This is a genomic window from Nocardia sp. NPDC051787 (assembly GCF_040681325.1).
Classification (GTDB): Bacteria; Actinomycetota; Actinomycetes; order Mycobacteriales; family Mycobacteriaceae; genus Nocardia.
In genome coordinates this window covers 220,657-239,269 of sequence record NZ_JBFAYO010000002.1, presented here as the reverse complement: position 1 = coordinate 239,269, position 18,613 = coordinate 220,657, and the positions used below count along the sequence as shown (strand labels likewise).

The following is an 18,613-nucleotide window of genomic DNA, read 5'->3' as shown; positions in this document are numbered from 1 at the left end:
GGCTCCCACAGAATCGTCGCATGCTCGCAATCACGCAGAATGCGTTCGGAGGTCCGGAAGTTCTCCACGTGGTGGAGGTCGATCGGCCGAGGCCCGGTCCCGGGGAGGTCCTGGTGCGGGTCGCCGCCACCAGCGTCAACGCGGCCGACTGGAAGGCGCGTGCCGGGCTGATCGGCGGGCTGGGTGATCCGCCGCTGACCTTGGGACTCGACGTGTCGGGTGTCGTGGACGAACTCGGTCCGGGCGTGGGCCGCTTCGCGGTGGGCGAGCCGGTGTACGGCATGGTGTTCGGCGGCGGCAACGCGGAATACGTTGTGGCGCGGGCCGATACATTGGCGCAGAAGCCGAGGAACATTGATTTCGTGCACGCGGCGGCACTGCCGACGGCGGCGCTGACCGCCTGGCAGGCGCTGGCCGCGCTCGGTGCCCGACAGCGCCTGCTCGTGCACGCGGCCGCGGGCGGCGTTGGGCACCTCGCGGTTCAGATCGCCGGGCACCGCGGGGCGTTCGTGGTCGGCACCGCACGCGCCACCAACCACGAGTACCTGCGTGGGCTCGGGGCCGATGAAGTGATCGATTACGCCGCAGTCGATTTCGGCACCGCGGTCCGTGACATCGATATCGTCCTCGATTTGGTCGGCGGTGCATATGGTTCCCGTTCGACCTCCGTATTGCGCCCCGACGGCAGATTGATCGACACCCAGGGTTCGGACGCCGAGGCCGACCCGCGTTACGAGCGCTTCTACGTCGAACCGTCCGGTGCCTCGCTGCGCGAGATCACCACCATGGTCGAACGCGGGCATCTGCGCGCCACGATCGACCAAATCCTGCCGCTATCAGAGATCGCGAAGGCGCATCGGCTCAGCGAATCCGGACGGGTGCGCGGCAAGATAGCGCTGGTTGCCTGGAACCCGCCCGAGGAACGCGCTACCGGCCGCGCCGGCGCGGGATTATTTGCGTAGCGCGTGCACTACGTCGGCGTGCAGGGCGTCGGCGCGTGCGGTCAGCTCGTCGATGCGGAGCAGCACGGGCGCGAAGCGATCGCCCTCGGCCGCGGGCAGTGACATCACGTTGATCTCGATGTTGAGCTGCGAGCTGGCCGCGGCCGCACGGCAGGCGTCGGCGGCGGCACCGATATCGGTGATCACGTTCGGGTTTCCGATCGGGAACAGTTCCGTGGCCAGCGACAGCACCTCGTCGGCCTCGTCGACGACCGCGGACGGGACGCGGGCGGCTTCGAACAGCGCGGCGTTGATCGCCGCGGTACGGGCGGCGCGTTCCTCCACAGTGTCCTTGGGCAGCTTGTAGGCGGCGCCGACGGCCGTGAACGCGGCGGCGTCGGCGTCGGCGAGCGCCAGGGCCCGCTCGCGGGCGGCGTCGGCGGCCTCGATGATGCGGTCGACCACGGGGCGGTTGTCCGCGTCCTTGGCCCGGGTGGTGTAGCGAGCCACCATCGCCACCAGCGCGGCGGCCTGCGCGGCGTGCAGCGCGGCCACCGCGCCGCCGCCCGGCGCCGGAATCTTGGCGGCCAGATCGTTCAGGTACTGCGCGAGGTTGACCTCGCCGAAGGACGGCGCAGTGTCCGTGGACGACGTGCTGGGCTGCGACACGGGGATGTTGCCTTTCGTTCTCGGCGAGAGTGGGACTACGGGTAGACGCTACCTCGTCGCACCGGCGGATCCGGCCGCGACCACACCTCTGGCGGCCATTCCCGGCTGGCCGGTGCGCGGGCGCCGCGTAGTCGCCGTTATGTTGAGTGCCATGCGGATCGGATTGAGCATCAACTACTCGGGGGGCTTCAAGGAGGCGGCGGCCGAAGTCGCCGACCTCGAGCGGGCGGGTCTGGACATCGTGTTCGTCCCCGAGGCGTACTCGTTCGACGCGGTGAGCGCACTCGGCTACCTGGCCGCCAAGACGACGCGTCTGGAGCTGGCCTCGGGCATCCTGCAGATCTACACACGCACCCCGAGCCTGACCGCGATGACCGCGGCGGGCCTGGACTTCGTCTCTGACGGCCGCTTCCTGCTCGGCCTTGGTGCGTCGGGTCCGCAGGTGATCGAGGGCTTCCACGGGGTGCCCTACGATGCGCCGATCGGCCGCACCAAGGAGCTGGTGGAGATCTGCCGGAAGGTGTGGCGGCGCGAGCGCCTGGAGTACCAGGGCAAGCACTATCAGATCCCGCTGCCCGCCGGGCAGGGGACCGGTCTGGGCAAGCCGCTCAAGCTGATCAATCATCCCGTCCGCGAACGTATTCCGGTGCTGCTGGCCGCGCTCGGGCCGAAGAACGTGGAGCTCGCCGCCGAGATCGCCGAGGGCTGGCAGCCGATCTTCTTCCTGCCGGAGAAGGCGCGGGATGTGTGGGGCGATTCGCTCGACGCGGGCCTGGCCAAGCGTGACCCCGCCCTCGGCGACCTCGACGTGTTCGCCGGTCCGGCGCTGGCCATCGGGGACAACGTCGAACCGCTGCTGGAGTTCGTGAAGCCGCACTTGGCGCTCTACATCGGCGGCATGGGCGCCAAGGGGAAGAACTTCTACCACGCCTTGGCCACGAAGTACGGCTACGGGGCGGAGGCCGACCGCATCCAGGAGCTTTACCTGGCCGGTGCGAAGGAGGCCGCGGCGAAGGCCGTCCCGGACGCGCTGGCGCGGGACATCTCCCTGGTCGGCCCGGCGGGCTACGTCAAGGAACGGGTCGCGGCCTTCCGGGAGGCGGGCGTCACGGTCTTGAACGTCGTGCCGATGGCGGGCACCGCCGCTGAGCGGGTCAAGCTGATCGAGCAGCTGCGCGAACTGGTGTGAGCGGAGCGTCGCCGCCGTCGCCGGGTGCGACGGCGGCGACCGCCCTGGTCAGCTCTGCCGCAGCGCCGCGAGCGCGGCGTCCAGCGTGGAATGTAGCGCGAACACCTGGTCCAGGCTGGTCATCTTCAGCTGGCGGCTGGTCGCTGGGCCTTCGGCGACCACGGCGATCGCGGTCGTGGTGCCCGCACGTTGATGGGCGGCGACGAGCGTCGCCATGCCCGCCGAGGCGAGGAAGCTGACCGCGGTGAGGTCGATGATCAGGGCCGCTGGCTTCCCACTGAGAATGGCCTCGATCGCGTTCTCCAGGGCGGGGGCTGTCGCCAGATCGACCTCCCCGGCCACCGTCAGCACCGTCGCGCCGTCGTGCGCCGCGACCGTGGTGGTCATCGTGTCCGCGAGGGGATACGCGTCTCCGGAAGTGTTGGTCACCCCTTCACAACACACAAATCGCGGCAGATTCGCAACATTTGAGTGTTCATAGAGCTACCTTGTTCGCCGATCGGCCTGCCCGGACGGCGGCTGCGCCGCCAGGACCCGTCGATGACTCTGCGTGAGCGGGTGGCCTCGCCGATGAGCATGGGAACGCTTCCGCCGGCTCGGCCAGTGACGCGCGGACGTAGGTCAAGGTGGCCGAGCCGTCCGCTCGCCGTCGCCGTACTCGCGCTATCCGCGAGCGCACTCAGCGTCGGCAGCGCCTCCGCGGCTGCTGCTACAGCCGCCCCCGTGTTGGGCTCGGTGGAAGTGTGTGCCCCCATCCCGGTCGGCCCGTTCGAGATCAGCCTCTGCCCGTAACCGGCAAGCCCGAGTTGCACGCGGCGGTGGCGAGGCCGTACATGGTGAGGCAGGATTCCTGGTTTCCAGTTCGGAGTCGTCACCGCCGCGCAGCATGCGCAGCAAGATCGACCTGGTAATGGGGTGTCCCACCGTCCGCCGAGGCCTCCAGCGACGGATGCTCATCGCCCCTGCACGATGCCCGAAGGTTCGTCGTGGCGGACGAACCGATGGCTGTGCCTTCTCGTTGCTGCCGCGCACCCAGGGGATGCGGCGACTGCGCCAGTTGTCCCCTCGTTGCGGCAGTTCCTGGCCACGGCCGCCCGTACAGACCGTAGGGTTGGCGACGGTGCCCTTTCCCAGCGACAGCAGGCAGGAGTATGTGATGCCGCCGAACAACGGGACCCGTCGTCCGACACAGGAACGCGCCAAGGCGACCAAGGAGCACATTCTCGACACTGCCGCACGCCTGTTCGGCGAACACGGGATCGCCAACACCTCGACCAACCGGATCGCCGCCGAGGCCGGAGTGAGCGTCGGCACCGTCTACCGACACTTCACCGACCGCACGGTCATGGTGGAGAAGCTGATCGAGCGGCTGCTGGAAAATGCCGAACAACGCTTCACTCAGCGCGTGTTCGGCCTCGCCGAGCAAACCACCGCGGAGCTGGTGGCGTCCATTTTGGAGGTCATCACCGACGAGTTGATGGCCAACGCCCAGTTGATACGCGCGATCTCGGCAGGAGTCCCGTTCTACGACACCGGCATCCCCGAGCTCGAACTCCGCCTGCGTCTTTTCGCCAAGGTGGCGGTGATCCAGCTCCTCGGCCCCGGCGACGACCACAAATACGACGTCATGAGCATCGTGTTGATCAACACCGGCATCGCGGCAGCACTCCGCGCGTCAGTGCTCGAGATCGACAACCAGCAACGTACACAGGCCCTCGCCATCACCGCGCGTGCGGTTGCGGCATGGATCGAATCCGAACGCACGCGGGACTCGGCATGACGCAGGACGAATGCGGAACGATCGGCGCACCGTCAGGTCGCACAACACCCGGCCTCCCAGGCCGCCGGGCAGGAGCGAGTACGTGCGGCCGCCGATGAAGTCGACTCGTCGTCCGGCACAAGAACGCGCGAAGGCGACCCGGGAACACATCCTCGCTACGGCCGCGCGCCTGTTCGGGGAACGCGGGATCGCCAACACCTCGACCAACCGGATCGCCGCGGAGGCCGGAGTGAGCGTCGGCACCGTCTACCGCCACTTCGCCGACCGCACGGTCATGGTGGACGAGCTGCTGGAAAGGCTGCTGGAAAATATCGAACAGCACCTCGTTCGCAGCGTGTCCGCCACCGCTGGCAAAACCGTTCTGGAACTGGCCGTCACCATCCTCGAGGCCATCACCGACGAATTGGTGGCCAACGCCTCACTGGTGCGAGCGCTTGCGGGCGGGCTGGCGTACTACAACAGCGGTCTCCCGGAATTCGAACCACGCCTGCGGGCGCTACTGAAAGTTCTGGTAATTCAGGTACTCGGCTCCGGCAATGAAGAAGCCCACGACGTGATGGCGTTCGTTCTGATCAACATCGGTTTCGCGGCGGCGGTCCGCGCCGCACTACTCGATGCTGACACCAGCGAGCGCAAGGAAGTCATCGTCATGACCGCCCGTCTGATCGCGGCAGCCGCTGAAGCCGAGATCGAGGCATCGACAAGCCTCGGATAACCGCCACGCACTATCGGTCACCGGAGCGGCAACTCTGTGGGTCGCCGAAAGGTACTGTCCCACATTCGATAACGGCATCGGGCCTGGAGCTGAGCCGGGCTGGCCTCCGGCTGTGATCGCGACCTTCGTACAACTCACAGAACTTCGGCACACTCGAATACGAGGCAGGCGTGTCGAAATGGCCTGGTTCGCGAATCGCGGTTCACACGGCGTCGACCCGGGTATCGGGTTGGCTGCGCTTGCTGAACGTACGGGCGACGAGCGCCGAACGCAGCTGCCACCAACCAGACGTGGCGGTGGGGTCGAGTCCGGTGAGCTGGGCGATGCGCCTGAGCCGATAGTCGACGGTGTTGGTGTGGATGTGCAGCGAGCGAGCCGTGCGTTGGCGATTGAGGTTGTTGCTGATATGGCTGCGCAATGTTTGGAGCAGTTCGGGGTGATCGCCGAGGGGGTCCAGCAGCGACTCGAGAGTTTCACGAGCCGGACCCGGCCGGGTCAGCTGGTATTCCAGCGCCAAATCGGCGAAGCGGTACAGGTTGGGAGGACCTTGCAGCCGCCGCACCATATCGAGCAGTTCGTGAGCGCGATCGGCTGCAGCGGGTACCCCGGCGCCCGACGCGGTAACGACGGCCGCTGTCACGGGCACGCGCGCGGCCGCCGACAGCTGAGCGAGCAGTTCGTCGAGGTGCTCGTCGCTCAGCGTCGCAGTCGGGATCAGGATCGTCCCACCGTCCACACTGAGCAACGCGAGCGCGTTCTCGCCGCAGCGAATAGCGAGTTCGGCCTGGAGGCGGCGCAGTTTGCGGCGGGCTACGACCTTGCTGTCGAGCATCGGATGCTGCTCGTCCGGGTGTTTTGGAATATCCACTGCCAGAACGGAGTACTCGTCGGCGATGCCTAGTCCGCATTCGCGGGCCATTGTTGCGGTGGTGTGTCCCGCCAGCAGCGCGGAGGTGAGAGTGTGGACGGCGGTGTGGTGCTCACTGACCGCAGCCTTGTGCTCACTGACATAGGCGCGGGCGACTGTCGCGCTCATAATGTCGAGCATCTCGACCACCAGTTTCGCGCCGTCCACCAGATTGTTGCAGTCCTTCACCGTCGCGTTCGAGAAGATGAGATCCATACCGACCTTGAATCCTTCATGGATGGAATGCAGGATCGTGTCGATCGGCACGCCTTCCCGGGCCCAACCGGCGGCCGCTTCGGCCAGCCGGTCGGTCTGCGCCGGAATATCCTGCCCGTCCAGCATGCTGACAGACAGCTCGAGACAGACCTGGGTGATGGCAGTGACATCACCGGTGATGATGTCACCGGGCAGCGTGGCGCAGGTTGTCACGTTGTCGATGAAGTGCCCGACCAGCTGCCGAGACACCCCCTCCACGTCCTGTACGGGCAATGACACCGGTTTGCCCGAGACGGTCAACCCATTCCGGAGTGCCCCAGTGGTTGTCATCGTCGACTCCATTCCGCCTAGTTGCTGCGGTTCTTCCGGCCGATGGTCCGGTCCGCAGCCGCGCGAGGCCGCGGATTCCCGCGGCGAACGCGATTGACCTGTAGCCCTTGATCGGTCGGGATCCAACGATAAGGTGATCTCGGGCTCAGCTTCTACTCCTCATTGCCCGACCGCTCGATGTCGGTGAATCATGGCGGTGATCTGCGCCGAAGGCCATTCGTGACAGCGTTCGAAGATATCCGTCAATGGTTCTGCGAGACAGTTGCTCACTTTTTGCGCTGCGCTCACGGGCCGGTTGATCAGGGCTGAATGCCCGATTCAGCCGATCGGCATGCACTCCTGGGGTTACTGGCAGGGCGCGCTGACATGGTCTTGACCGGTCCTGGCTGCGGGGCTCAGGGAGTGTCGGGGAGTCGAGCAGCTCGTACTTCGGCGTCGAGCCATGCGCCGATCATCTGCGCGGTCATCGCGATGGCCTCGCGGCGTTCGTGGTCGTCGACCTCCAGGGCCGTTGTGCGCAGTACCGCCGCGAAGCCGGTATTGATCAGCACGTATGTCATCATGTCGTACTTGTGATCGTCGCCGGGGCCGAGGAACTGGATCAACAGCACCTTGACCAGTAGACGCAGACGCGGTTCGAATTCCGGGATGCCGCTGCTGTGGAACTGAACTCCGCCGACCAGCGCGCGCACCAAGTACGCGTGGGCTACCAACTCTTCGGTGAACAGTTCCAGCATCTCGGTGAGTACCTGCGGAGCCGAGGGGAGCAGCTGCGGAGTCGGGCGCTGCGACAAGTCGGACACCCAATGGGTGAAACGCCGCTCTGTGTTCTCGAGAAGGCGCTCGAGCAGTTCATCGACGATGGCGGCCCGATCGGGAAAATACCGATAGACCGTGCCGATGCTCAACCCGGCCGCCGCCGCGATCCGGTTCGTCGAGGTTTCGCCGATTCCACGCTCACAGAACAACCGTGCCGCGGTGTCGAGTATCTGCTCCCTGGTTTCCTTCGCCCGCTGCTGGGTCGGGCGACGGTGCTGTGGGGCGGCCTTCTGCGGCATCACACTTCCCTGCCTCGGGGTGAAAACTGAGCTTTACTCATTTCACTGTAGTTGTCGAATACCACTGCCGCTTGGGGTAGCTTGTTAGGCCACTGAATTCACGGCCGACAGCGCGGGCACAGCTGACCGCAGCGGCGCGCGACAGAGGCCATTGGCGGGCCCACGGAGGTGCGGATGGCGGCTGGTCGGGTGCCCAGAGGTCGGCTGGTGCGCGGGAGTCGGGTGGGCCGGCTGGTCGCGGGCCAGGCTGTGCGTGGGGTCGGGACTCGGTTGTCGATGATCGGTCGGCCGCACGAAGCCCGGCAAATACTCGCAGAGCGGTCCGCTCTGCAAGCCGCGCAGCAAATGGTCACTGTGCTCGGCGGCATGAAAGGCGCGGCGATGAAGCTGGGTCAGATGCTGTCGGTGCTCGATGTCGACCTCGTCCCGGAATCACACCGTGAACTGTTTCGGGTCAAGCTCGCCGAACTTCGAGATCGCGCACCGGAGGTTCCGTTCAGGGCGATGCGGAAGGTCATCGAGGATGATCTCGGGCCGATGTCGCGAGTGTTCGCCGATTTCGACGAGATGCCGGTGGCCGGTGCCTCGATCGGCCAGGTGTATCGGGCGAGGTTGCACGACGGGCGCATGGTCGCGGTGAAGGTGAAATACCCCGGGGTGGACGAGGCCGTCCAGGCGGACATGCGTAACTTGCAGTTGTTCGCCAAGCTGTGGAGATCCGTGCTGCCCAGCGCGGCAGACGCCGCCGTGCTGGAAGAGATCGCCCGCAACATCGGCAGTGAACTCGACTACCTCCGCGAAGCGCGGACCCAGCATGCAGTCGCGTCGCGTTTCCACGATCATCCTTTCATCACCGTCCCCGACAGCATCGGAGAACACTGCGCCCACCACGTTCTCGTGACAGACTTCGTCGAAGGGAAGCCCTTCCAGGAGATTCAAGCTTTGCCCGGGACCGACCGCGATCGGATCGGTGAGCTGATCTACCGCTTCTACATCAATTCGATATTCTCCGACTACGAGTTCTGCGGCGACCCGCATCCCGGCAACATCCTTCTGGAGAGGGACGGTCGCCTCGCCTTCGTGGATTTCGGGCTCTATCACCGGATTGATCCCGCCGACGCCGAATTCGAGCGTGCGTCCCTGCTGGCCGCCGGTGAACACCGGGCCGGGGATTTGCACCAGGCGTGGGTCGGACGCGGCATCATCGACCCGGACGCGGGCGTCACCCCGCAGGAATGCCTGGAATACGTGTGGGCCGCCTCGGGTTGGCATCTGCTCGACGAGGAGATCACGATCACCCCCGAACTCGCCACCGGGGCAGTGGTGCTCGCCGTCGACCCGAGGGCGGCCGAATTCCGGGGTGTACGGCATCAGCGGCTGCCGGCCGAGCACGTGTTCTCGAGGCGTGCGGACCTGTTCACCTTCGCGGCACTCGGTCAGCTCGAGACGACCAACAATTGGCATCGACTGGCCCGTGAGTGGCTTTACGGCGAGCCTCCGGCAACCGATATCGGGCGGGCGACGGCGCGGTGGCGCGCCGGGCGACTGTCGGATCCACCTTCCCGCTGCTGACCAGGTCATCGCCGCGCTACGGAGAAGTTGACCGGCCTCTCGATTCATCCTCGCCGATGTTCCTGGCGGGCCGCGAGTATTGGCTGACTGCCGTGGCGTCGATCAGACGGAGTCGCGCTGGACCGCAGCGACCGTGTCAGGCTGTCAGGCGGTTCTTCGTCACCGGACGCGGGTCGACTTCCGCACGTCTCAGTACCGCCGCGGCCGAGTCGAGCGCGCTGTCCTGCGCGAGGATGCTCTCGTAGAGGCGCGATAGCGCGCGGCCGGGTTCGACCCCGAGCTCAGTATCCAGGCGCTGTCTGGTCCGATGGAACAGATGCAGGGCCTCGGACTGGCGGCCGGTGCGGTAGAGCGCCAGCATCAGCAGTTCACACAGGTGCTCGCGCGATGGGTCGGCCGCGACGAGCCGTTGCAGTTCGACGATGGCCTGGCGGTTGTTACCGAGCAACAGGTGCGCGCTGACCAGATCCTCCCAGGCCAGGATGCGCTGCTCCTCGAGGAAGGCGGCGGCGGATCGGCATCGTTCGCCGGCGTGGGTGTTCAGCAGTGCCGGCCCGCGCCACAGCCGCAGTCCCTGCTGCAGTGACCGCAGCGCGCGCACCGGATCGACGGCCAGGTCGCTGAATCCACGCGTGGTGTATTCGAGGAACCGGTTGGCATCCACGGCATCGCGTGGAATGTCGAGCACGTAGCCGTTCTGCACCGCACGCAACTCAATCGGTTCCCCGATCCCGTCCGTGCATTTCTCCATTGTCTTTCGGATGCGCGTCGCCTGCGCCTGAATTGCGTTTCGTGGATTCTTGAGCAGCTCGCCCGGCCACAATTCTTCGGTGAGCTCGTTGTAGTAGACGGTGTTCCCCGCCTTGAGGGCGAGAACGGCCAGCATCGATCGGATCTTGCTGGCCCGCAATTCTGTTCGGCTGTCGGCGGTGACGAGGGAAATGGACCCGAGTATATCGATGTGGACGGCGCCGGTGTGTCGCACATCGTCCCGTGCGGTGGTGGCGGATGCGTCCCAGGACAGACTGAGCGCCATTGGTGAACCTCTCTTACTCGACATTTCCCCTGGTGAGAACGATTCTAATGACGGGTCACAACTATCGCACAGAGGGCATTGTGGTTATTTGTCACCATTGTCGCAGCGCCGGAATGTGGCCACACGACACCGAGTGGTGTGTCAGTAGCTCGTCAGTGGTTTCGTCAGCGTTGTGGGTCAAGGTCGGATTGTTTATGAGACATCCGTAGCCGTTGACTGCGACATTGGAGTATTTGTGACAGCGCAAGTTTTCCTGCTGGAGTGCATCGCCGATTCGTGGCTGGATGGAAAAAGTGAAGGACTGTCCGTGGACACGCCGCTGCTGGAACTGAACATCATCTCTTCTGCCGAAGTGTTCGATTTGGTGCATGCCATTCAGGCGGAATTCGGGATTGTCATTCCGCTCCAGGAGGTCAGGCCGGAGAATTTCCGGTCCGTCGCGGTTATCGCGGACATGATCGAGCGCTTTCGCAGGAAGTAGGGGACATTCGATGGCTGAAACTACAGCGGCGGTGGATTCGGTGTCCGAGGTGGTCATCGCGACGGCCATGCGGCATACGCATTACCGGCGCGACCAACTCGATCCAACGGCCGATCTCGAGGGCGAGCTGGGTATCGACTCGGTTGTGCTCGTCGCGATCATCGGGGACGCGGCGAAGCAATTGGCCCTGCCCGCCAATCTCACCTCCGACATCTCGGTCACCACCCTGGGCGCGCTGATCGGGGAACTGGAAACCTACGCCGACCGTGCGGCCACCGATGCGGCGCCGCCGGACCCCCGCACGTTCGCCGAGCCGGAGCTGGAGCCGGCGATCGGCGAGGTGGATCCGATCGGGCCTGCGGGAATCACGGCCTGGGATGGCCGCTCGATGCGCGACTTCCTGGTCAGCGACGAACGTGACCTGTTCGCCAAGGCTGCGGAGTTCGCCGCGCATCGCCGTGATCGCGAAGCCGAGCGCCTGTACTGGTATGGCATGCCGCTGCGGTCGCGGTGCACCAACCGGGCCCGGATCTACGACGAAATCTCCGGTCGCACTCGCGAATTCCTGATGTTCGGCTCGAACAACTATCTCGGCCTGGCCAACCATCCGCAGGTCGTCGACGCGATCTGCGCCGCCACCCGGGAATTCGGTGCCACCAATACCGGGTGCCGCATCATCGGCGGAACCAACCACCTGCACAAGGAACTCGAGCGCAGGCTCGCCGCCTTCAAAGGGCGCGAGGCCGCAATCGTGTACCCGGGCGGCTACGCCGCCAACCTGGGCGCGATCTCGGCGCTGGTAGGGGCCAAGGACGCGGTCATCGTGGACAAGCTCAACCACATGAGCATCGTCGACGGCTGGAAACTATCCGGCGGGCTGCGCCGGATCTACCGCCACAACGATATGGCACACCTCGAGAGCGTCCTGGATCGGTGCGCCGAGCAGGCCCGGGGGATGCTGATCGTCACCGACGGCGTATTCAGCATGCACGGCGATATCTGCGAGCTGCCGCAGATCGTCCGCTTGGCCCGGTCCTACGGTGCGCGGGTGCTGGTCGACGACGCGCACGCCACCGGGGTCCTCGGGGCCCGGGGCACGGGCACGGCCGAGCACTTCGGCCTGAAGGGTGAGGTCGATCTGGAACTCGGCACGATGAGCAAGACCCTGGCGGGAATGGGCGGCTTCGTCGTCGGCGACGAGGAGGTGATCGATTACCTGCGCTTCTACTCCAACTCGTATGTGTTCGCCGCGACCATCCCGGCCGGTGTCGCGGCGGGACTGATCGCCTCTCTCGACGTGATGGAGCGCGAGCCGGAGCGAATCACCATGCTGTGGAACAATATTCGCAGCCTGACCGGGTACCTCATCGATGCCGGATTCGACCTGGAACGTACTCGGAGCGCGATCTTGCCGATCGTCGTCGGCGACGAGCGCCAGGCCATGGAGATGGGCCGTGCGGTTCGGGCGCGCGGATTGTTCTGCCAGACAGTGGTTTTCCCCGGCGTCCCGCTCGGCGAGGCCCGGCTGCGCGTCAGCGTCACCTCCGAGCACACGCCGGAGGATCTGGCCCTTGCGGCCCAGATCTTCATCGACGCGGGGCGGGAAACCGGGGTACTGCCGTGAGCGACCGCGTCATCTGCCTGCCGGATATCGATTCCGACGAGCACGCGGCTCGTCCGGCGCTGCTCGGGCGGACCACGCTCACCTACGGTGAGCTCGCCACCGCGGTGCACGCGGTGGCGCACCGGCTGCGCGAACTCGGTGCCGCGCTGGGTGATCGCGTGGTCATCTGGATGGACAAACGCCCGGAGTACGTCCAGACCATGCTGGGTGCGCTGCACCGCGGGTGTGCGTATGTCGCCGTCGACGGCGCGCACCCGGTGAGTCGGCTGACGACGATCGTCGAGGACACCGAACCGATCCTGCTCGTCACTGACGAGCGGCACCTGCCCCAACTCGCGAGTCTGGAACTGCCGGACTCGGTCCGCACGGTGGTGGTCGTCGACCAAGTCGGCGACGCTGTCGTGACGGTGCGGACGGTCAGCTGGTCGAACTTCGTCGCCGGCGCCGAGGCGATCCGGGTGCCGCGCGCGGCGATCACGCCGTCCAGCCTGGCCGCGATTCTCTACACTTCCGGGTCCACCGGGACGCCGAAGGGAGTGCAGATCTCCCATCGCAACCTTGGTGCGTTCATCGACTGGGCATGCGCCGAGCTGGCCGTGGGCGCCGCGGACGTTTTCGCCAACCATGCCTCGTTCAACTTCGACCTCAGCACATTCGACCTGTTCGTCGCCATATCGGTCGGCGCGGCGATGTGGATCATCGAGGACGAGCAAGCGCGTGATCCTGCGGCGCTGTCCGCCGGCATCCGCGAACACGGTGTCACCGTGTGGTATTCGGTGCCGTCGATCCTGACCCTACTGACGGCGTGCGGTGCGCTGGTGCCCGAGACCGTCCGCGGCCTGCGCTATGTGCTCTTCGCCGGTGAGGTATATCCGAAACCTCGACTGGCCGAACTCGCGCTGCTGCTGCACGAGCAGACACAGCTCTACAACCTGTACGGACCCACCGAGACGAACGTGTGTACCTACCACCGGGTGACCGCCCAGGATCTGGCCTGTGACGAGCCGTTGCCGCTCGGGCTAGCGGTGGGCGATGTCAAATTGCTGATCGTCGACGAGGACGGGCTGCTGATCGACGGGCCCGACGCATTCGGCGAGCTAGTGGTCGAAGGCGATTGCGTCACCCCAGGATATTGGCGGCGGGAGCGGGAACCTATGGCAGAGCAGCATCGGCAGCGCCGCCACCCGACCGGCGATCTCGTGAGTTGCGTCGACGGCCACATCATCTATCGCGGACGCAAGGACCGGATGGTGAAACTGTCCGGGTACCGCACCGAACTCGGCGAGATCGAATCGGTGATCGTGCGGCACTCCTCGATCGACGAGGCGGCGGCGATCGTCGCCGCGGAAGGCTCGACCGCGCGGCTCGTGGTTTTCTACACGATCCGAGCCGGCGCGCCGGAGCCGACGCTCATGGACTTGAAACGTCATTGTGCCGAGCACTTGCCTCGATACATGCTGCCGCGCAAGGCGATCCGCGTAAAAGCGTTGCCGCGCAATACCAACGGCAAGATCGACTATCGGCGACTCGCCGGGTGAGCAAGACCATGCCGACGGTGCCACTCGTACTCCGCACGCAACGGCCGGCGCTGGACCCGAGGGGTCTGTGGTTCTCCGGTGTCGACGCACGGCCGGCGGCTGTCCGGCTGGTGTGCTTCGCCCACGCGGGCGGCGCACCGTCGGTTTTCCGGGACTGGCCGGATCATCTGGGCCCGGATGTCCATGTCGTTGCGGTGTTGTTGCCCGGGCGCGGACTTCGCTTGTGGGAGCCGGCCTCGACCGATATCCGGGCGCTGGCGCGCGAGGTCGCCACGGCGCTGATCGAGCAGGGCTTCCTCGACCGCTACGCGTTCTTCGGGCACAGCATGGGCGCCCTGCTGGCGTACGAGGTGGCTTGCGTGCTGCGCGAGCGAGGTGCGCCCGCGCCCGCGCACCTGTTCGTCTCCGGCAGCCGGGCCCCGCATCTGTACGGGACTTCACTCGGCGCCGAACTGTCCGATGACGAGCTCCTGGCTTGGGTGCGCGAGCTGGGTGGTCTACTCGGTTCCGGTGCGAGATCACAGTTCGATCGCCGACTTCCAACCCTGCGCGCGGACCTGCGTGCGTGCGAGACCTACCGGCCGCAACCCCGGCCGCCGCTGGATTGTCCGCTGACCGTGTACTCCGCTGCGGGCGATCTCATCGCCGACGAGGAGCAGACCGGCCAGTGGCGTCGGTACACCACGGGCTCGATGCGCCGCGGGTATTTCCTCGGCGGTCATTTCTATCTCGTCGGCCCGCATCGGTTCAGCCTGCTCCGCCGGCTGCGGGATGACCTCGCCGGCTACACCTCCACCCCCGGATCGACGGCCCCCACCGTCGATCGCCGAAGGATGCACCGATGAAATTCTCCACGCTGACCAAAGCGAATGCCGCAGGCAGCCTGCCGCTGCTGTTGTCGCTGGCCAGGCGCTTTGCCACCCCGCTGTACAGAGCGAGCTTTCTGGTCGCGGCGCTGGACCAAGGTGTGCTGCAACAACTCGCCGGCGGCGCGCGCGATGTCGACGCCCTCGCCGACGCCGTCGGAATCATGGGTGACCGTCGGCTGTTGCGCGCCTGGCTGGATCTGGGCGTGCGGCTCGGCGAGCTCGGTATCTCCGACGGTCGCTATCGGTTGGCGAGCCGCCGGGCCAGAGCCCTGGCCCGGCCCCGCAACGACGCGGTCGCCGCGGCGCTGGAAGAGCTGGTGCGCTTTCATCTTCCGGTCCTGCTGAACGCGCCCGCCATGGTGCGCAGCGGCACCAAGCTGACGATGTCGGATCAGGACGGCTCGATCATCGCCCGTTCCAGCCGGATCGTGCAGCCGTTCCTCGAGGAAGCGGTTGAAAGCGTGCTGCCCCGCACCGGCCCGGTCAGCCTGTTGGAAATCGGTTGTGGCAGTGGGGTGTACGTGCGCCACGCCGCATCGCTCAATCTCGAGCTGACCGCCGTCGCCATCGACTATCAGGCCGAGGTCGCCGCGGCAGCCGCCGCCAATCTGGCGCAGTGGGGATTGGCGGATCGCGTCGAGGTCACGCGAGCCGATGTGCGGGAGTTCGCCTGCTCGGAACTGTTCGACATCGTCACGATGCACAACAACATCTACTACTTCACGGCGGACGAACGCACCGAGCTGCTCGCGCGCGTGCGGTCGCTGCTGAAACCCGATGGGCGACTTCTGCTCACCAGCGCGTGCAAGGGCGGAAATCTCAGCACCGAAGTGCTGGGTCTGTGGTTCGAGTTCGCCGACTTCGGCGGCCCGCTGCCCGATTCCACCGAGCTGGCCCAGCAGTTCGAGGACTCGGGCTTCGTCGATGTCGAGGTACGCCGTCTGATTCCCGGTGAGCAGTTCTGCTCGTTCGTCGGCCGCAATCCGTCCTCATCGAACACCGACGCCGAGGAGCGCCTGTCATGACTGCTACCCGACAGACCGCGCATGACCTGATCGTCGTACTCGGCGAACCGGTGGCCGCAGACCCGGAATCACTGGGCGGCAAAGGAGCTCGCCTCGATGAAATGATGCGGGCCGGGCTGCCGGTGCCGCCGGCCTTTTGCCTCACCACCGAATTGTTCGATCGTTTCCGGCGCGAGATCGGCCTCGATGCCCAAGCGCTGGCGGGCGAGCCCGGCGCCGTCAGAGCCCGGGTGCTGACCGCCGAGATTCCCGCGGATATCAGCGACGCCATCCTCGACGCCTATGCGGCACTCGGCGCGCGGCGGGTCGCGGTGCGGTCCTCGGCCTGCCGCGAGGATTCGGCCGCGCAGTCCTTCGCCGGACAACATGACACCGTGCTGAATATCTCCAGCGCCGCAGGCGTTCTCGATGCTGTCAAGGCGTGCTGGGCCTCGCTGTGGTCGGACCGGGCGGCCGTCTACCGGGGTGCCGCCGATGCCGGATCAATCGCCGTGGTGATCCAGCAGATGGTCCAGGCAGAGGCGGCCGGTGTGCTGTTCACCCGGGACCCGATCAGCGGGCGCACCGACCGCTTCGTGGTGGACGCGGTGTGGGGGCTCGGCGAGGGACTCGTTTCGGGACGGGTGAGCGCCGACTCGTTCACGGTGGATCCGGCCGGGTCACGCGTGACCGACCAGAACGTCCGCTACAAGGTCGCCAAGACTGTGTCGGTGGCACCGGGCATCGTGGAGCTGGTCAAGGTTCCCGAGGAGCTGCGCGGCGTCGCGTGCCTGTCGCAGGAGCAACTGACCGGGCTCGCCGCACTGGCGGTGCTGGTGCGCGAGCGGTACGGCGCCGAGCAGGACATCGAATGGGCGGTAGCGGGCGGTGCGCTGTATCTGCTGCAGACGCGTCCCATCACTGTGGCGCCACCGCAGCCCATGCGCCGCAGCCCCTACCGGGATCCCCAGCCCGAAGCCGTGCAGCAGGGCACCCTGTGGTCGCGGATGGACATCGGTGAGATCTTCACCGGAGTCATGACGCCGCTGGGCATTTCGTTCGCCGAGTACTACCAGTACAACGTGCACAGCGATTGTGTGCGGGCGACCGGTATTCGCGATACCGGCGACATCGCCGTGCAGATGGGGTACCTCCAGGGTTATGTCTACCTGAACATCTCCTACACCAGCTACCTGCTCAGCCAGAGCCTCGGGACCAAGGACGAGAAGCGCATCACGGCGCGCTTCGCTAGCGAGGACGTCGACCAGGCCGCCTACCGGAATCCCTTCGGCAGCTACCGGACCGGTGTCCCCACCGCCAAATCGACGGCGTTCTGGGGCAAGGCGACCGTGACCGAGCTGCGAGATATGCGCAAGCGCGCCCGCCAGATGGTCACCGCGCGGGTGCGCGAGTTCGACCGGGCCCGCGGCCTGGACCTGACCGCGCTCGACCGCCGCGCCCTGCACACCGAAATGCAGCGCCGCCTGACGTTCTTCCACGATATGCATGTCGGCTACATGCCGTACTTCATCAACGCGTTCACGCTCTACGGCGCGCTCGAGATGATGTGCGGCAGTTGGCTCGGCGCGGCGGGGGAGCGGTTGCAGAACCGCTTGAAGACAGACATGTCGAACCTGCGTACTGTCGCGTCCGCGCGCGAAGTGTGGGAGCTCGCCCAAATCGTGCGCCAGCGCCCGAGGGTGCATCGGATCATGACGTCCGGTTCGGTCGCGGACGTCGTCGAACGCCTGCGCGCCGACCAGGTGGGCCGGGTGTTCTGGAAGGCGCATATGGAGCCGTTCCTGCGGGAGAACGGCGCGCGGGCGCAGCAGGAGATGGAGCTCACCCATCCGCGCTGGATCGACGATCTGTCCTACGTGGTCAAGATGATTCGCCGCTACGCCGAGGATGGGTTCTGCTTCGACGACGCCATCGAATCCACCCCGGACCCCCGCGCCGACGAGACGGACGCGGCCATGAGACGGCTGCCGCGGATCAAACGCCGTGCGCTGAAATCCGTGATCTCGCTCTATGAGAAGTGCAGCTCCCTGCGCGAGATCGCCCGGATGTCGATGATCACGTCGGTGTGGCTGGTTCGCGAGGTCGTCTACGAGGTGGGCGTCCGGTTGGCCGCGGCGGGGGTGTTGCGCTCGCTCGACGAGGTCGCCTACCTCGACTTCACCGATATCCTGCGCTACCTGGCCGGCGAGGACGATCCGCATGAGATCTTCCCTCGCGCAGCGATCGACGAGGCCCGCCGCACGGTTCAGAACTACGCCCGGTTGCCCGCGCCGCCAATGAGTTTCGTCGGCGAATGGGACCCCGGTCAGGCCGTGCGGCCTACCCCGGATGGTGTCGACCTCGAAGGACTCGGCACCAGCCCCGGCACCGCCATCGGGCGCGCCCGCGTCGTGGAGGACCTGGCCTGGCAGGCCGACGAATTACAGGTCGGCGAGATCCTGGTGACGCGGTACACCGACTCCTCGTGGACCCCGCTGTTCGCCATCGCGGGCGGCATCGTCACCGATATCGGTTCGATGCTGTCGCACTCCGCGATCGTGTCGCGCGAATTCCGGCTGCCGTCGGTCGTCAACACCAAACATGCCACCGCCGTGATCAAAACCGGCGACCTGATCATGGTCGACGGCGACCGCGGTGTGGTCCACATCGTCGAGGAGTGAGAC

16 protein-coding genes are annotated in these 18,613 nt (G+C 66.2%); 11 read left to right on the top strand and 5 right to left on the bottom strand.

Going from position 1 to position 18,613, the window contains the following annotated elements; translation table 11 throughout:
• Positions 1 to 20: 20 nt before the first annotated feature.
• Entirely contained in the window at positions 21 to 962 is a 942-nt protein-coding gene (locus tag AB0M45_RS03015; protein ID WP_364322266.1) for an NADP-dependent oxidoreductase, read from the top strand.
• Here the strand turns inward: AB0M45_RS03015 and AB0M45_RS03010 are convergent.
• Positions 951 to 1,610: a cyclodeaminase/cyclohydrolase family protein gene (locus tag AB0M45_RS03010; RefSeq protein ID WP_364322264.1), complete on the bottom strand. Its 660-nt coding sequence runs from the start codon at positions 1,608 to 1,610 to the stop codon at positions 951 to 953. The genes AB0M45_RS03015 and AB0M45_RS03010 overlap by 12 nt on opposite strands.
• A 151-nt stretch (positions 1,611 to 1,761) precedes the next feature.
• On the opposite strand from AB0M45_RS03010, the gene AB0M45_RS03005 reads away from it, so the two are divergent.
• Positions 1,762 to 2,799 carry an LLM class F420-dependent oxidoreductase gene (locus tag AB0M45_RS03005; protein ID WP_364322262.1) on the top strand — a complete coding sequence of 346 codons (1,038 nt, stop codon included), beginning with the start codon at positions 1,762 to 1,764 and terminating at the stop codon, positions 2,797 to 2,799.
• Positions 2,800 to 2,847: 48 nt separating this feature from the next.
• On the opposite strand, the gene AB0M45_RS03000 is transcribed toward AB0M45_RS03005, so the two are convergent.
• Positions 2,848 to 3,186, bottom strand: coding sequence for an STAS domain-containing protein (locus AB0M45_RS03000; protein ID WP_330234420.1), 339 nt, complete (start codon positions 3,184 to 3,186; stop codon positions 2,848 to 2,850).
• Positions 3,187 to 3,919: 733 nt separating this feature from the next.
• Here AB0M45_RS03000 and AB0M45_RS02995 point away from each other — a divergent pair.
• Both AB0M45_RS02995 and AB0M45_RS02990 read left to right on the top strand, forming a co-directional pair.
• The gene (locus AB0M45_RS02995) at positions 3,920 to 4,579 is read left to right on the top strand and encodes a TetR/AcrR family transcriptional regulator (protein WP_364322260.1); all 660 of its coding nucleotides are present in this window, start codon (positions 3,920 to 3,922) and stop codon (positions 4,577 to 4,579) included.
• A 10-nt stretch (positions 4,580 to 4,589) separates the two neighbouring features.
• Positions 4,590 to 5,294 (top strand): TetR/AcrR family transcriptional regulator, encoded by a 705-nt coding sequence (locus tag AB0M45_RS02990; protein ID WP_364322258.1) that lies wholly within the window; start codon positions 4,590 to 4,592, stop codon positions 5,292 to 5,294.
• A 202-nt stretch (positions 5,295 to 5,496) separates the two neighbouring features.
• Here AB0M45_RS02990 and AB0M45_RS02985 read toward each other — a convergent pair whose 3' ends face one another.
• Both AB0M45_RS02985 and AB0M45_RS02980 read right to left on the bottom strand, forming a co-directional pair.
• Positions 5,497 to 6,747 carry a helix-turn-helix domain-containing protein gene (locus AB0M45_RS02985; RefSeq protein ID WP_364322256.1) on the bottom strand — a complete coding sequence of 417 codons (1,251 nt, stop codon included), beginning with the start codon at positions 6,745 to 6,747 and terminating at the stop codon, positions 5,497 to 5,499.
• A 395-nt stretch (positions 6,748 to 7,142) separates the two neighbouring features.
• Positions 7,143 to 7,805 (bottom strand): TetR family transcriptional regulator, encoded by a 663-nt coding sequence (locus tag AB0M45_RS02980; protein ID WP_364322254.1) that lies wholly within the window; start codon positions 7,803 to 7,805, stop codon positions 7,143 to 7,145.
• Positions 7,806 to 7,979: 174 nt separating this feature from the next.
• Between AB0M45_RS02980 and AB0M45_RS02975 the strand changes: the two genes are divergently transcribed.
• Positions 7,980 to 9,377 (top strand): AarF/ABC1/UbiB kinase family protein, encoded by a 1,398-nt coding sequence (locus AB0M45_RS02975; protein ID WP_364322252.1) that lies wholly within the window; start codon positions 7,980 to 7,982, stop codon positions 9,375 to 9,377.
• A gap of 136 nt (positions 9,378 to 9,513) precedes the next feature.
• On the opposite strand, the gene AB0M45_RS02970 is transcribed toward AB0M45_RS02975, so the two are convergent.
• Positions 9,514 to 10,413, bottom strand: coding sequence for an AfsR/SARP family transcriptional regulator (locus tag AB0M45_RS02970; RefSeq protein ID WP_364322250.1), 900 nt, complete (start codon positions 10,411 to 10,413; stop codon positions 9,514 to 9,516).
• A 235-nt stretch (positions 10,414 to 10,648) separates the two neighbouring features.
• Here AB0M45_RS02970 and AB0M45_RS02965 point away from each other — a divergent pair, with 235 nt between their 5' ends.
• From AB0M45_RS02965 to AB0M45_RS02940, 6 genes are read left to right on the top strand one after another with little or no spacing between them, the layout of a single operon-like run.
• A complete protein-coding gene (locus AB0M45_RS02965) occupies positions 10,649 to 10,894 on the top strand; it encodes an acyl carrier protein (RefSeq protein WP_364322248.1) in 246 nt (81 codons plus the stop codon).
• A 10-nt stretch (positions 10,895 to 10,904) separates the two neighbouring features.
• Entirely contained in the window at positions 10,905 to 12,518 is a 1,614-nt protein-coding gene (locus AB0M45_RS02960) for a pyridoxal phosphate-dependent aminotransferase family protein (RefSeq protein ID WP_364322246.1), read from the top strand.
• Positions 12,515 to 14,056 carry an amino acid adenylation domain-containing protein gene (locus AB0M45_RS02955; RefSeq protein ID WP_364322244.1) on the top strand — a complete coding sequence of 514 codons (1,542 nt, stop codon included), beginning with the start codon at positions 12,515 to 12,517 and terminating at the stop codon, positions 14,054 to 14,056. Before AB0M45_RS02960 ends, AB0M45_RS02955 begins: the two co-directional genes overlap by 4 nt.
• A gap of 17 nt (positions 14,057 to 14,073) precedes the next feature.
• On the top strand, positions 14,074 to 14,901 hold the full coding sequence (locus tag AB0M45_RS02950) for an alpha/beta fold hydrolase (protein ID WP_364322242.1): 828 nt from the start codon (positions 14,074 to 14,076) through the stop codon (positions 14,899 to 14,901).
• Positions 14,898 to 15,950, top strand: coding sequence for a class I SAM-dependent methyltransferase (locus AB0M45_RS02945; protein WP_364322240.1), 1,053 nt, complete (start codon positions 14,898 to 14,900; stop codon positions 15,948 to 15,950). Before AB0M45_RS02950 ends, AB0M45_RS02945 begins: the two co-directional genes overlap by 4 nt.
• Entirely contained in the window at positions 15,947 to 18,610 is a 2,664-nt protein-coding gene (locus AB0M45_RS02940; RefSeq protein WP_364322238.1) for a PEP/pyruvate-binding domain-containing protein, read from the top strand. Before AB0M45_RS02945 ends, AB0M45_RS02940 begins: the two co-directional genes overlap by 4 nt.
• Positions 18,611 to 18,613: the final 3 nt, after the last annotated feature.